This is a genomic window from Actinokineospora sp. NPDC051303 (genome assembly GCF_055586285.1).
This window is the reverse complement of record NZ_JBVJIN010000001.1, coordinates 297,074-310,795: the sequence shown is the minus strand read 5'-3', so window position 1 is coordinate 310,795 and position 13,722 is coordinate 297,074. Positions and strand designations below refer to the sequence as shown.

General features: G+C 72.4%; 12 protein-coding genes. 4 read left to right on the top strand and 8 right to left on the bottom strand.

Annotated features, from left to right (window positions below; genetic code table 11):
* Positions 1-162: 162 nt before the first annotated feature.
* From ACZ6SD_RS01420 to ACZ6SD_RS01405, 4 genes are read left to right on the top strand one after another with little or no spacing between them, the layout of a single operon-like run.
* Positions 163-2,022: an HAD-IIIC family phosphatase gene (locus ACZ6SD_RS01420; protein WP_465314903.1), complete on the top strand. Its 1,860-nt coding sequence runs from the start codon at positions 163-165 to the stop codon at positions 2,020-2,022.
* The gene (locus ACZ6SD_RS01415) at positions 2,019-2,246 is read left to right on the top strand and encodes a phosphopantetheine-binding protein (RefSeq protein WP_465314902.1); all 228 of its coding nucleotides are present in this window, start codon (positions 2,019-2,021) and stop codon (positions 2,244-2,246) included. Before ACZ6SD_RS01420 ends, ACZ6SD_RS01415 begins: the two co-directional genes overlap by 4 nt.
* 45 nt (positions 2,247-2,291) lie before the next feature.
* On the top strand, positions 2,292-2,804 hold the full coding sequence (locus ACZ6SD_RS01410) for a flavin reductase family protein (RefSeq protein ID WP_465314901.1): 513 nt from the start codon (positions 2,292-2,294) through the stop codon (positions 2,802-2,804).
* A 3-nt stretch (positions 2,805-2,807) separates the two neighbouring features.
* Positions 2,808-2,990, top strand: a complete 183-nt coding sequence (locus ACZ6SD_RS01405) for a DUF6059 family protein (RefSeq protein ID WP_465314900.1) — start codon at positions 2,808-2,810, stop codon at positions 2,988-2,990.
* 21 nt (positions 2,991-3,011) lie between these two features.
* Here ACZ6SD_RS01405 and ACZ6SD_RS01400 read toward each other — a convergent pair whose 3' ends face one another.
* From ACZ6SD_RS01400 to ACZ6SD_RS01365, 8 genes are all read right to left on the bottom strand, one after another.
* A complete protein-coding gene (locus ACZ6SD_RS01400; protein ID WP_465314899.1) occupies positions 3,012-5,582 on the bottom strand; it encodes a caspase, EACC1-associated type in 2,571 nt (856 codons plus the stop codon).
* Positions 5,583-5,585: 3 nt separating this feature from the next.
* Complete coding sequence (locus ACZ6SD_RS01395; protein ID WP_465314898.1) at positions 5,586-5,957, bottom strand: hypothetical protein; 372 nt, start codon at positions 5,955-5,957, stop codon at positions 5,586-5,588.
* 69 nt (positions 5,958-6,026) lie between these two features.
* Positions 6,027-7,583, bottom strand: a complete 1,557-nt coding sequence (locus ACZ6SD_RS01390) for a dipeptide ABC transporter ATP-binding protein (RefSeq protein WP_465314897.1) — start codon at positions 7,581-7,583, stop codon at positions 6,027-6,029.
* A complete protein-coding gene (locus tag ACZ6SD_RS01385) occupies positions 7,580-8,410 on the bottom strand; it encodes an ABC transporter permease (protein WP_465314896.1) in 831 nt (276 codons plus the stop codon). The genes ACZ6SD_RS01390 and ACZ6SD_RS01385 overlap by 4 nt, the downstream gene beginning before the upstream one ends.
* A gap of 91 nt (positions 8,411-8,501) precedes the next feature.
* A complete protein-coding gene (locus ACZ6SD_RS01380; RefSeq protein WP_465314895.1) occupies positions 8,502-9,428 on the bottom strand; it encodes an ABC transporter permease in 927 nt (308 codons plus the stop codon).
* A 2-nt stretch (positions 9,429-9,430) separates the two neighbouring features.
* Positions 9,431-11,083: an ABC transporter substrate-binding protein gene (locus ACZ6SD_RS01375; RefSeq protein WP_465314894.1), complete on the bottom strand. Its 1,653-nt coding sequence runs from the start codon at positions 11,081-11,083 to the stop codon at positions 9,431-9,433.
* A gap of 82 nt (positions 11,084-11,165) precedes the next feature.
* Positions 11,166-12,191, bottom strand: a complete 1,026-nt coding sequence (locus tag ACZ6SD_RS01370) for an LLM class flavin-dependent oxidoreductase (RefSeq protein ID WP_465314893.1) — start codon at positions 12,189-12,191, stop codon at positions 11,166-11,168.
* A gap of 1 nt (position 12,192) precedes the next feature.
* On the bottom strand, positions 12,193-13,569 hold the full coding sequence (locus ACZ6SD_RS01365; protein ID WP_465314892.1) for an NtaA/DmoA family FMN-dependent monooxygenase: 1,377 nt from the start codon (positions 13,567-13,569) through the stop codon (positions 12,193-12,195).
* Between the last annotated feature and the right edge of the window lie 153 nt (positions 13,570-13,722).

The window sequence follows — 13,722 nt, the reverse complement described above, 5'->3', positions numbered from 1 at the left end:
ATGACAATGGTTTTCGGTTCCGGTCGCGACATCGGGACCGAATGACTGGGGTCGAGTCTCGCGCGGGGCGGGTAGGGCCCACATCGGAGAAACTACATACGTCCACCATGCGGGACAGCGTGGGCTTAGACCGGCTTCAGGTCCGATGTCCACGATGGCCGCATGGACACCGCGGTGGACGAACTTCGCGCCCTGCAGCGGGCGGGGACGCTGGCCGAGCACTTTCCGAGGGTGCGCGGACTGCTCGCCGGGCTTGACCAGGAGGGGGTGCGGCGGGCGGGGCAGCTGCTGTCGCGGGTCGACCCGGACGAGGTGGCGCTGGCGCATCCGGGCACGCCGAGCGTGCGGGTGGCGGTCACCGGCAGCGCGACGGTGACCGGGATCGTGGCGCCGTTGACCGGTGAGCTGGCGCGGCACGGGTTCCTGCCGCTGATCGGCGTCGGCGACTTCGGCGGGTACGTGACCGACCTGGCCGACCCGGACCCGGCCGCCGACCTGACCCTGGTCCTGCTGGACGCCGCCGCCGTGTTCGACAAGGTCGCCACGCCCTGGCGGGCCGAGGACGTGGGGCGGGCGCTGGCGGAGCAGACCGCGCTGATCGAGAAGCTGGTGTCCCGCTTCGCCGAGACCGCGCGCGGCACGCTGGTGCTCACCACGATCCCCCTCCCCCGCGCCTACGCGGCGCGGCTGGTCGATCACCGCTCCCGCGCCCGGCTGGGCGCGCTGTGGCGGGAGGCCAACGCCCGGCTGCTGCGCCTGTCCGACGACCACCCCTCGGTCGTCGTGCTCGACAGCGACACGCTGGCCGCGGACGGGATCGCGGTGCGCGACCCCCGGCTCAGCGTCTACGCCAAGGCGCACCTGTCGCCCGAGCTGCTGCACGCCTACGCCCGCGAGGTCGGGCACCTGGCGCGCGCGGTGACCGGGCGGACGAAGAAGGTGCTGGCGGTGGATCTCGACAACACCGTGTGGGGCGGGGTCCTCGGCGACGACGGGGTGGACGGCATCGAGGTCGCCGACAGCTACCGGGGCGAGGCGTTCCGCGCGTTCCAGACCACGCTGCGCCAACTCGCCGCGCAGGGCGTGCTGCTGGCGGCGGTGAGCAAGAACGACCTGGACCCGGTGCGGGAGGCGCTGCGCGCGCATCCGCGGATCACCGTGCGCGAGCAGGACTTCGTGCGGATCGTGGCGAACTGGCGGCCCAAGCACGACAACCTCGCCGATCTCGCCGCCGCGCTGAACCTGGGCGTGGACAGCGTGGTGTTCGTGGACGACAGCCCGTACGAGCGCGGCCTGGTCGAGCGGGAGCTGCCCGAGGTGACCGTGGTCGCGGTGGACGACGAGCCCGCGCTGCACGTCGACCGCCTCCTGCGCGAGGGCTGGTTCGACACCGTGGAGCTGACCGAGGAGGACGCGGCGCGGCCCGCGCGCTACCAGGAAGAGTTCGGGCGGCAGGATTTCCTGCGGTCGTTCGACTCCATTCAGGACTATCTGCGGGAGTTGGACGTTCGGGTGCGGGTGGCCAGGGCTGGCCAGGACGAACTGGCCCGCGTCTCGCAGATCACCTTGCGCACCAACCAGTTCAACCTCACCACCCAGCGATTGGGGCTCGCCGACGTGCTCGCGCTCAGCCGCGACCCGGACGCCTACGTCCTCGCCGTCAGCTCCGGCGACCGCTTCGGCGACAACGGCCTGGTCGGCGTCGTGCTGGCCCGGCGCGAGGACGACCTGCTGCGGCTGGACAACGTGCTGCTGAGCTGCCGGGTGTTCGCCCGCGGCGTCGAGCAGGCCGCGCTGTCCGCGCTGCTCGCGCACGCCCGCGACACCGGCGTGACCGCCGTCGTCGGCGACTACCGCCGGACCGCGAAGAACGCCAAGGTCCGCGACTTCTATCCCAGCCTCGGTTTCGCGACCGTCACCGACGACGGCGCGACCGCCACCTTCCGGCACGACCTGACCGACATCGCCCCGCCGCCCGAGCACGTGACGCTCACCGCGGACCTGGAATGGAGCACCGTGTGAAGACCATCGACGACTTCGTCACCCTCGTCGGCGACGAACTGGGCCTCGCTGTCACCCGGGAGGACGTCTCCCGCCACCTCGACCAGGTCGCCGGGTGGGACTCGGTGCTGCTGCTGGCCCTGCTGACCGCCCTGGAGCGCGAGACCGGGAAGCCGATCTCCCTGGCCGAGGTGCTGGAAGCCCCCAGCCTGGAACGCATCTACGCCATCGCCGTCGGCCGCTGACCGCGGTTCCACCGACGTTCGACCAGCCTGAAGGAGCCTGCCCCCATGACCCGTGCCGCCAGCCAGCCCGTCGACCTCGGCGCCCGCCGCCTGCGTGACCTGTTCGGCCGGTACCCGACCGGCGTCGTCGCGGTGACCGGCTTCGAGGCCGGGACCGGCGCCCCGGTCGGCCTCGCGGTGAACTCGTTCACCTCCGTCTCGCTGGCCCCACCCCTGGTCGCCTTCTGCGTCGCGCACACCAGCACCACCTGGCCACGCCTGCGCACCGCGGCCCGCATCGGCATCAACATTCTCGGCGAAAACCAGCGGCAGGTGTCCGCCCGCTTGGCGGCCCGCGGCCAGGACAAGTTCGCCGACATCGCCTGGACCCGCTCCGACGGCGGCGCCCTGGTCATCGCGGGCGTCCCCGCCTGGCTGGAGGCCACCGTGGTCGCCGAGCACCCAGCGGGCGACCACACTATCGTCGTCGCCGCCGTCGACCACATCGACCACGCCCACGACGGCGGCCCACTGGTCTTCCTGCGCGGCGCCTATGGGCGCTTCCACCCGGTGGTCTGACCCGTGCACGTCCGCCGACTGGCCGCGTTCGCCCTGCGCTGCGCCATGACACTCGGGCGGGCGCTGTGCCCGTGCCCGGACCTCGCGCCCCGGACACCTGTCCCGGGTCATCCGGAGTCGCTGGCAGGCACTCCCCTGACCCGCACGGAACGCGCGATCTGGGCTCGGTTGGGCTATCTCGACTGATCGCGGCGACGGCCGACCGGGCTAGTCATCATCGTCCTCGTCTTCCCCGGGGTCGACGCGCTGGGCCACCTCGTCGGAGTCGGCGCCCGCGGTCTCGACAAACGACTCCCGGGACACGGTGACGCTGATTTCCTTGCCGGTATCCAAATCCTTCGCGCTGACGTGGACGATGCCGTTGGCATCGATGTCGAAGGTGACCTCGATCTGCGGCACGCCCCGGGGCGCGGGCGACAGGCCGACCAGATCGAACGTGCCCAGCTTCTTGTTCTTGGCGGCGCGCTCGTGCTCGCCCTGGTACACCTGGATGCCCACGGCGGTCTGGTTGTCGTCGGCGGTGGAGAAGATCTCCGAGCGCTTGACAGGAATCGTGGTGTTGCGCTCGATGAGCTTGGTGAACACCCCGCCCTTGGTCTCGATGCCCAGCGACAGCGGGGTCACATCGAGCAGCAGGAAGTCCTTGACCTCGCCGCGCATTACCCCGGCCTGCAACGCGGCCCCAGCGGCGATCGCCGCGCGCGGGTCGACAACGGCGGCCGGGTCCCGGCCGCCGGTCAGCCCGCGAACCAGGTCGACCACCGCGGGCATCACCGACGCGCCGCCCGCCAGGACCACGTCGTGCACGTCCTCGGGGCCCCACTTGACGTACCGCAGCGCGGACTCGATCGGGACGCGGCAGCGCGCCAGCAGGTCGGCGGTGATCCGTTCGAACTCCGCCCGCGCCAGCACGACGTCCAAGTGCACCGGCCGCTCTCCGGTGAGCAGGTACGGCAGGTGCACCCGCGCGCTCGGCACGCTCGATAAGTCGATCTTGGCCTGTTCGGCGGCCGCGCGCAGCCGCTGGGTCGCGGTCGGGTCGCCGACCAGGTCCGCCCTCCGATCCGCGTCGACCCGCTCCACCAGCCAGTCGTAGACACGCTGGTCCCAGTCCACGCCGCCGAGCCGGTCGTCCCCGGCGGTGGCGCGCACCTCGACGATGCCTTCGTCGATGACGAGCAGCGAGACGTCCAGTGTGCCGCCGCCGAGGTCGAAAACCACGATCTGGTGGCCGTCGAGCCGGTCGGGCACCTTGACCAGGGCGTAGGCGTAGGCGAGGGCAGCGGCGCTGGGCTCGTTGAGCATCCGGACCGCCTTGATCCCGGCCAGCCCGGCGGCCTGCTTGAGCGCTTCCCGCTCGATGACGCCGAAGTGGGACGGCACCGTGATCACCGCGGCGTCGACCGGCTGGTCGAGGAAGGTCTCCGCGTCCAGCCGCAGCCGTTCGAGCACGAAGGCCGCGACGTTCTCCGCGGCATAGGACTCGCCGTCGATCCGGACCGTGAAGTCGGTGCCGATCTGCCGCTTGACCTGCGACACCGTCCGGGTGGGCTGCGAGACCGCTTGGCGGCGGGCGATCTCGCCGACGTGCACTTTCCCGCGTCCGGCGAACCCGACCACGCTCGGAGTGAGGATGTCGCCGAAGACGTTGGGGACGACCGTCGGCACGCCGTCGAACAGCACCGCGACAGTCGAGTTCGTGGTGCCGAAGTCGATGCCGACGACCCGGCTGCCCGCCGACTCGCCGAAGTCGGCCGCCGCGCCGACCGGCCCTGTCCCGATTGGCACCGGCCTGCGGACCTTGCGCTGCCACACCTCAATCGCGCGGCCGGACACCATCGGCTCGGGGTCGCGGGTCAGCGGGATCAGTGTCTCCCGCGCCGCCTCGCGGATGCCCGCGTTCGGGTCGTCCAGCAGCCGCTCCAACGCGAGCGTGGCGCCGAAGCGCTGCCAGTCGGCGCCGTCGACCACCGCGTGGTGCAGGCCCTCGGGGAGCCGCTGCGCGGTGTCGGCCCCAAGGTAGAGCGACTGGATGTTGCGGGCGAGGTAGAGCGAGCCGCTGAGCCGGTCGACGGACAGCTCCGGGGTCTGGCTCGGCACGATCTTGGGCACCCGCGCGCGCACGTACTGGTAGAGGTCGTCCACGCTGATGAACCCGTCGGAGTCGCCGTCGGCCTCCCCCGTACGCAGCCCGTGGACCAGGGTCGAGGTGAACACCGACGGCTCGCCCGGCTGCTTGCTCAACAGCGTCGACTCGTAGGCGAACTGCAGGGCGGAGCAGGCGGTGATCACGACTTTGCCCTGGCCCTGGAACTGCTCTTCCAGCTCGATCTTGGCGGCGGTGTCCGCGCGCGGCTTGAAGCCCTTGACGAAGCTGCCGCTGTAGCAGCAGTCGAGGATCAGCACGACCCGCCTGCTGCGGGACTGCTCGATGCGGTCGTTGATGAACTGCGCCGAGATCCCGGTGGCGGCCAGGTAGTCGTGCTCGGTGTCCCGGGCGACGAAGTGCAGCTCCCGGCTGCGGTCGTCGCGTTTGCCGTGGCAGGACAGGTGCAGCAGGAGCAAGTCGTCCCGTTTGGCCGCGCGGAAAAACGTCTCGATCTGCCTACGCACTTCCCGGGCGGGCTGCTCGGCGACGACCCGGACGTCGAATGAGCCGATCGCGCGCGACCCGAGGACGTCGGCGAGTTCCCGGGCGTCGCCGCCCGCGCCCGGCAGGCTCACGAACCGCGGATCGTCGTAGTCCTGGTTGGCCACGACGAGAGCCGACTTGCGCATGGGTCAGCCGCCGTGGCGGGTGACACTCAGGAAGTGCTCGACCAGCCGCTCCTGCTGGTCCGGGGTGGCGGCGTCGAGGGCGATGCTCGCTCCGCCGACGGTCACCTCGACCCGGGCGACCCGGGTGCGGCCGAGCCAGTCGCGCACCCGGTCGGCGATCGCCTTCGCCAGGCCCGAGTCGACGGCGGCCTGGACGGCCACCATCGCGGTCTCCACCAGTTCCGTGCCCCGGGAGTGGCCGGACGGGACCTCGGCCGGTCCGCGCACGAGGTCGACGTCGAGGGCCAGCAGCTCGTCACGCAGATCGGCGATCGCATCGTCCAGCTCGGCGGCGTCCATCGACTCGTCGACGACGCGGAACTCGATGTTGGCCATGGCAGCCCTCCGGAACTCCGCCCAAGAAGATCACGACAGCCCGGAGTATAGGTTCCGCGCGGTCGTTGGCTAGGCCGTCACGGGTTCGGTGGCGGTGGGGAGGCGGGGGGCGGCTGCGAGCAGTTCGCGGGTGTAGGGGTGGGTTGGGTTCTCGAAGACGGCGGGGGTGGGGCCTTCCTCGACCACCTGGCCGTCTTTCATGATCAGGAGTCGGTCGCTGATCTGGTGGACTACGCCTAGGTCGTGGGTGATGAACAGCAGGGCCACGCCGGTGCGGGCCTGGACGTCGGCCAGGAGGGTTAGGACCTGGGCTTGGACCGAGACGTCGAGGGCGGAGACTGGTTCGTCGCAGATCAGGATGGAGGGGGTGGTGGCTAGGGCGCGGGCGATGGCGACCCGTTGGCGTTGGCCGCCGGAGAGCTGGTGGGGGCGGCGGGTGGCGTGGGTCGGGTCTAGGCCGACCAGGGCCAGGAGTTCGTGGACGCGGTCGCGGCGGGCGGGGCCGCGCAGGGTGGGCAGGGCCTCGCCGATGATCTTGGTGACGGTGTGTCGGGGGTCGAACGCGGCGTGTGGGTTCTGGTTGATGAGTTGGAGGTCGCGCCTGCGGCGGCGGCGGGCGCGCTCGGGCACTCCGGACCAGGGCTCGCCGCGGAGCCGGACCGTTCCCTCGTCCGGCTCGGCCAAGCCCATGATCATTCGGGCCAGGGTGCTCTTGCCTGAGCCGGACTGGCCCACGACGCCGACTGTCTCACCTGGACGGACCGTGAGGGACACGGCGTCCACCGCGCGGTGGGAGCCGAAGGACTTGCCGACGGCGTCGACCTCGATCACCGGCGCGGCGTCCGGCACCGGCGGCCGGTCCGGGCGGGCGGGGCTCGCCGCGGCGATCAGCATCCGGGTGTAGGCGTGCCGCGGGTCGCGGAGCACGTGGCCGGTGGGGCCGGTCTCGACGATCTCGCCGTCGCGCATGACGGCCACCCGGTCGGCCAAGGCGGCGACCACGGCCAGGTCGTGGCTGATCAGCAGCAGACCGCGGCCAGCCGCCTTGATCTCGGCGAGCAGACCCAGGATCTGCCGCTGCACCACCACGTCCAGCGCGGTCGTCGGCTCGTCGGCGACCAGCAGCGCGGGCCGCGCGGCCAGTGCCGCCGCGATCAGGGCGCGCTGGCGCAGGCCGCCGGAAAGCTGGTGCGGGTACTGCCGGGCGCGCACCGCCGGGTCGGGCACCCCGACCTCGGCCAGCACCTCGACCACCCGCGCGGGCCACCGCGCCCGGTCCCCCGGCCGGTGCAACCGCAGCGACTCGACCACCTCGTCCCCCACGCGCCGCAACGGGTCCAGCGACACCAGGGCGTCCTGCGAGACCATCCCGACCTCGGCGCCGCGCACCCGCTGCCAGTCCCGTTCACCGAACGCCAGGGCGTCCCGCCCGCCGACCCGCAGCACCCGGGCGCTCACCGTCGCCTTGGTGAGCCCCAGCAACGCCCGCGCGGTGAGGCTCTTGCCCGACCCCGATTCACCGACCAGGGCCAGGCACTCCCCCGCCTGGACCGTAAAGGACACCTCGCGCACCACGGCCTGGTCGCCGAACGCGACGCGCAGACCCTCGACCTCGACCAGGCTCACCGGATGCTCCTCGACTGCACGGCGCGGCCCAGGACGGTCACCGCGAGAACGACCACGACCAGCGCGACGCCGGGGAACACCGCGATCCACCAAGCGGTGGCGAGATAGCTCTGCCCTTCGGCGAGCATCGCGCCCCATTCCGGGGTCGGCGGCAGCGGTCCCAAACCAAGCAGGCTCAGTCCGGCCGCGGCCACGACCGCGCTGCCGGTGCCCAGGGAAGCCAGGACCACGACCGGGCCGCCGATGTTGGGCAGCACGTGCCGCAGCGCGGCGCGCACCGGGGGGACGCCCAAAACGCGGGCCGCCTCGACGTATTCGGCGCGGGCGACCGCCAGCGCCTGGCCGCGCACGAGTCTGCCGTAGTAAGGGGCGGCGGCGACCCCGATCGCGACCGCCACGTTGGCCGCGCCCGGTCCGATCAGCGCGATGATCAGCAGGGCGAGCAGGACTTCGGGGAACGCGAGCCACACGTCGGTCAGCCGCATGACGATGGTGTCGGCCCACCGCCCGCCCACCGCGGCGCACAGGCCCAGCACCGCGCCGAGCGCCACCCCGATCAGGGTCGCGACCAGCCCGATGACCACCGACACGCGGGCGCCGTGCACCAGCCGCGAGTACACGTCGCGCCCGAGCTGGTCGGTGCCCAGGAGGTGGTCGCCGCCGGGCGGGGCGAACGCGTTCAGCACGTCGTTGGTCTCCGGGGAATGCGTGGCGAACCACGACGGGAACGCCAGCGCCGCCGCGATCACCCCGACCGCCAGCGCGGCCGAAACCAGCGAGACCCGGGAGAGGCGGCCAGTCCGCCGCCGTGCCATCAGCAGGCTCATCCGGCCACCTCGCCGGTTCGGTGGCCACCCACGCACAACGGCTTCCGCCCACCACGCGAAACCCGCCGGTCGACACGCTCTGCCGGGCCGATCATGTCGTCTCCTCGCGCAGTCGGGCGTCGATGACCGGGTAGAGGGCGTCGGCCGCGGTGTTGGCGATGACGAACACCACCGCCGCCAGGATCACCACGGCGGAGACCACCGGCGTGTCCCGGTGCTTCACCGCCTCGACCAGCACCCGGCCCAGACCCGGCCGGGAGAACACCTGCTCGACCAGGACCGCGCCCCCGACCAGGGCGCCGATCGCCCACGCCGAGAGCGTGACCACCGGCAGCAGCGCGTGCCGCAGGGTGTGCCGCAGCAGCAGCCCGCGCTCGCTGAGGCCACGTGCCCGCGCGCTCAGGGCGAACGGCTTCGACTCGGCCAGTTCCAGCTCCTGGCGCATCACCTGGGCCAGGACGCCCGCGATCGGCAGCGCCAGCGCCAGGGTCGGCAGGACCAGGCTGCCCACGCCATCCGCGCCGAAGGCGGGGAACCAGCGCAGCGAGAACGAGAACACCGACAGCAGCACGATTCCCAGCCAGAACGGCGGCACGGACACCGCCAGCAGCTCGGCCAGCGACGCGCCCCGGCGCACCGCCTTCCCCCGGCCCGCGGTCACGACCGCGAGCAGCACCGCGAGGAGCACGCCGAGGACGGCGGCGCTCGCCGCGAGGGTCACGGTCGGCAGCACCTGGTCGCCGAGCAGCGCGCCGACCGGCTGGGCGCGCTGGTAGGACCAGCCGAGGTCCCCGGTGAGCAGGGACCCCAGCCGGTCGAGGTATTGCACGGCCAGCGGCCGGTCCAGCCCGTACTGGGCGGCGACCTGCGCGCGCAGTCCGGGCTGGCCAGCCGCGTCCGGGCCGATGATCGCGTCCACCTGGTCGCCGGTCGCCGCGACCGCGAGGAAGGTCACGGTGACCGCGCCCCACAGGACCGCCAGGCCGGACAGGGCGCGGGTCAGGAGGAAGCGGGCCACGCTCAGCTCACCCAGACCCGTTCGAGCCGGGGCAGGTTCTGGGTGTCCAGCTCGAAGCCGCGCACCCGGGGCTGCGCGCCGAAGCTGCGCTTGGCCACGAAGGTCGGCAGGATCAACCCCTCGGCGAGCACCTTGCGCTGCACTTTGGCGTAAAGGGCGTTCTGGCCCGCGATGTCGCGGGTGCGCAGCGCCTCGTCGAGCCAGCCGTCGATCTCGGGGTCGCTGACCCGGGAGACGTTGGACCCGCCTGCCGAGGGCAGGCTCTTGGAGTGGAAGGCCGTGCGCAGCAGCGAGCCGTCCGGGGCGCTGAAGGAGAACGCGCCCAGGTGGTAGTCGCCGCCGCCGAAGGCTTTCACGATCGAGGGCGTGTCCAGCGGCCGCAGGACCAGCTCGACGCCGATCTGCTTGAGCGAGTCCTTGAGCGCGGTGTGGTAGGTCAGCTGTTCCTTGGTGGTGAACTCGGCCGCGTAGGCCAGCTCCAGCGCCAGCCGCTTCCCTTCCCTGGTGCGGTATCCCTCGCCGTCGGTCGCGGCGTATCCGGCGGAGTCGAGCAAGCGCTTGGCCTTCGCCTGGTCGTAGCCCCAGGTTCCCTCGACTTCCTTGGCGTAGCCGGGAGTCGACGCGGTCAGCACCGACCAGGCGCGGCTGTACTCGCCCTGGAACAGGCCCTTGGTGATCGACTCGGTGTCCACAGCGGACTGAATGGCGAGCCGGACGTCGCGGTTGTCGAAGGGCGCCTTGGTCACGTTGAGGTTGTAGGTGAACGGCGCGCCCACGTTGTCGCGGTCGCGCAGGGAGACTCGGCCCTGGCCGCGCAGCTCGGCGAGCCGGGTCGCGGGGACCTGGTCGGCGACGTCGAGCTGCCCGGAGGACAGCGCGCCGACGCGGGCGGCGTCGTCGGCGAGAAACCGCACGCTGTAGGAGTCCAAATAGGACTCGCCTTGGTTCGGGGCGGACGGCGGCGCCCAGCGGTAGCCGGGCCGCCGGGTGAACACCGCCTCCTGCCCGGCTTTGAGCGCGGAGAACACGAACGGACCGGTGCTCACCACGGCCTGCCCGCCTGCGGCGATGGCGTCGCGGTTGCCCGCGAGCGCCTTGGGCGAGTGGAATCCGAGATAGGGCGAGGACGCCGCGCCCAGGAACGGGGAGAACGGCGCGGAGAAGTGCACCACGGCGGTGAACGGGCCAGCGACCTCGGTCTTGGCGTACGGGCCAATGATGGTCTTGGCGTTGCGCGACTTGGTGGCCGGGTCGACGATGTGGTCGAAGTTGACCTTGACGGCCTCGGCGTCGAACCGCGTGCCGTCGCTGAAGGTCACGTCCTCGCGCAAGGTGAAGGTGTAGCGCAGGCCGTCCTCGGAGACCTCCCAGGACTTGGCCAGCCACGGCTCGAACGAGCCGTCCGCCTTCTGGTGGACCAGCGAGTCGTAGACCGGCCGCAGGGCGAGCGCGGACAGGCTCGACACCGACACGTGCAGGTCCCAGCTGTCGGGTTCGCCGGTGGTGCCGAAGGTGATCGCGCCGCCGCGCCGAGGGGTGTCCCCGGCCGCCGGGTCAGCCGCCCCGCCCGCGCAGCCCGCCAGGCCGAGGGCGGCGACGCCGGAGAGGGCGACCGCCGTGCCGAGGAATCGTCTGCGGGAAAGCCGGGAGTGCATCGTGGTGCTCCGTCCTGCTGGGCCCGTCGTCGGGCCCGTTGTGCTGTGGTGCCTGAAAAGAAGAAGAGAAGAGGGTTCCCGGTTAGCTCACCGGGACCGGTCGCGGCGCGACCGCGTCGGCGAGGCGGCGCAGGGATTGCCTGCGCTCGGCCGGGTCGTGGATGTTGGCCACGGCCATCACCTCGTCCGCGCCGGTGGCGGCGACGAGGTCGGCGAGCCGGGCCGCGACGGTGTCGGTGTCGCCGACGACGTCGGACCGCGGGTCGAGGGTGTCGCGCACGGCGATCTGCGCGGGCGTCAGCGTTCGGGCGAGCGCGCGCTCCATCGGCTCCAGCGCGGCGGGGGTCCCGGTGAGGTAGTCCAGCACGGCCAGCCGTTCGGACGCGGCCAGCGCGTGCGCGTGCTCGGCGTCCTCGCCGACCCAGACCCGCGAGGCGACGATCGCGTGTGGACGGTCGCCGGGCGCGGCGGGGGTGAACAGCTCGCGGTAGCGGCGCAGCGCCACCACCGCGGACTCAGGCGCCTGGTACACGGTGAAGAACGCGTAGCCCAGGCCCGCGCGGGCCGCCGCTTCGGCGCTGCCGACGCTGGAGCCGAGCACGAACACGTTGGGCAGCAGCACATCCGATGGCGACGCGGTCAGCGGCGCGTAGGGGTCGCCCGGGTCGATGGCGCGCAGCCCGCCGACGCCGAGGAGCTGCGCGAGGTGGTGGCCGAAGTCGCGGAGCCCGTGCGGGGTGCGCAGCAGCGCGTCCTTGGTCGGCTCGTCGCCGGTGCCGGTCGAGCGGCCGACGCCGAGGTCGATCCGCCCGGGGTGCAGCGCCTCCAGGGTGCGGAACTGCTCGGCGACGTGCAGCGGCGCGTGGTTGGGCAGCATGACCCCGCCGGAGCCGACCCGGATCCGGCTGGTGCGGTCGGCGATGTGCCCGATGAGGATTTCCGGCGCGGCGATGCCCATGTTGCGCACGCCGTGGTGCTCGGCGAGCCAGTACCGGGTGTAGCCGATCTCGTCGGCGAGCCGGGCGAGCTCGACGGTGTGCCGCAGCGTCTGCGACGGCGGCGTCTCCACCGAGACCGGACCTTGGTCTACAAAGGACAGCGCGACCATCTCACACCCCTGCCGTGTCGAAGTCCGGCCGCGTCGTCGCGGTCGCGGGAAGGGGCAGGCCGTGGTGCTCGCGCAGGGTCCGGCCCCGGTACTCGGTGCGGAACAGGCCGCGGCGCTGGAGGATCGGGACGACGTGGTCGACGAAGGCGGGCAGGCCGTCGAAGGTCACGTCGGGCATGAGGGTGAAGCCGTCGACCGCGCCCGCGCGGTGCCAGGTCTCGATCAGGTCGGCGACCTGCTCCGGCGCGCCCACGGCGAGCACGTGCCCGCTGCCGCCGCCGCGGGCGATGATGTCGCGGACGGTGATGCCGGACTTGGCCAGCAGGATGGTGTGCTTCCCGTGCCCGGGGACCACCGGCAGCGCCTCGCGCAGCGCCTGGGGCACCGGGCGGTCGAGTTCCAGCACGCCCGGCGGCAGGCCTAGGCGGGCGGCCACCCAGCCGACCGACTCCTCGACGTTGGCGAGCTCGTCCAGGTCGCGGCGGCGGCGCAGCGCCTCGGCCTCGGTCCCGCCGATGGTGGTGACCAGGCCGGGCAGGAACAGGAACGAGTCCGCCGACCGGCCGAACCGCACCGCGCGGGCGCGGATGTCGGCGGCGTCGGCCGCGGCGGCGTCCACGTCGACCGCCGCGGTGAACATCGCCTCGGCGGTGCGGGCGGTGAGCGTCCGCACGTCGTCGGACACCCCGGCGTGGTAGATCACCGGGTGCCCCTGGGGCGAGGGCGGCAGGGTGATCGGGCCGCGCACGTCGAAGTGCCTGCCGTGGTGGTCGATCGGGGCGATGGCGGCCATGTCCGCGTACACCCCGGCCGCGGCGTCGAGCACCAGCCCGTCGGGGCCCCAGCTGTCCCAGAGCTTCTTGACCACGGCCACGAACTCTTCCGCGCGGTCGTAGCGCGCGCGGCTGGTCGGCTCGTGCGCGACGAAGTTCGCCGCGACGCGCGGGCCGGAGGTGGTGACCGCGTTCCAGCCCGCGCGGCCGTGGCTGATCAGGTCGAGCGCGCGGAAGCGGCGGGCGACGTTGTAGGGCTCGTTGAAGGTGGTCGACGCGGTGCCCACCAGCCCGATCCGCTCGGTCACCACGGCCATCGCGGTGAGGATGAGGGTCGGCTCAAGGCCGTTGACGATGGGGTAGTCGGTGATGTCGGCGTGCAGGCCGGGCACGTCGGCGAGGAAGATCGCGTCCAGCTTGCCGCGCTCGGCGACCCGGGCGACGTCGAGATAGCCCTCGATCGCGGCGAACGCGACCGGGTCGGCCCCTGGCCACCGCCAGGCGCCGGGATGGTTCCCGGCCGCGACGGGATGCACGTTGAGGTGCAGTTCACGGCGGTCGGGCCGAGGGTGGTCCGGGGGCACGAGCACTCCTGTCCGTCGCATCGCCGCGCTTCGATCGAGGCGCGGGCCGAAGCGTCACAGCGGGTTCTAAAGCCGATCTAGGGGGTGTTCACCCTGTGGACCCGACTTGACATCCGGAGGCTGCCTCAGTTTGATCCGGAATCAACCTGAGGTGGTCTCAGGTTGAGAGTCGTC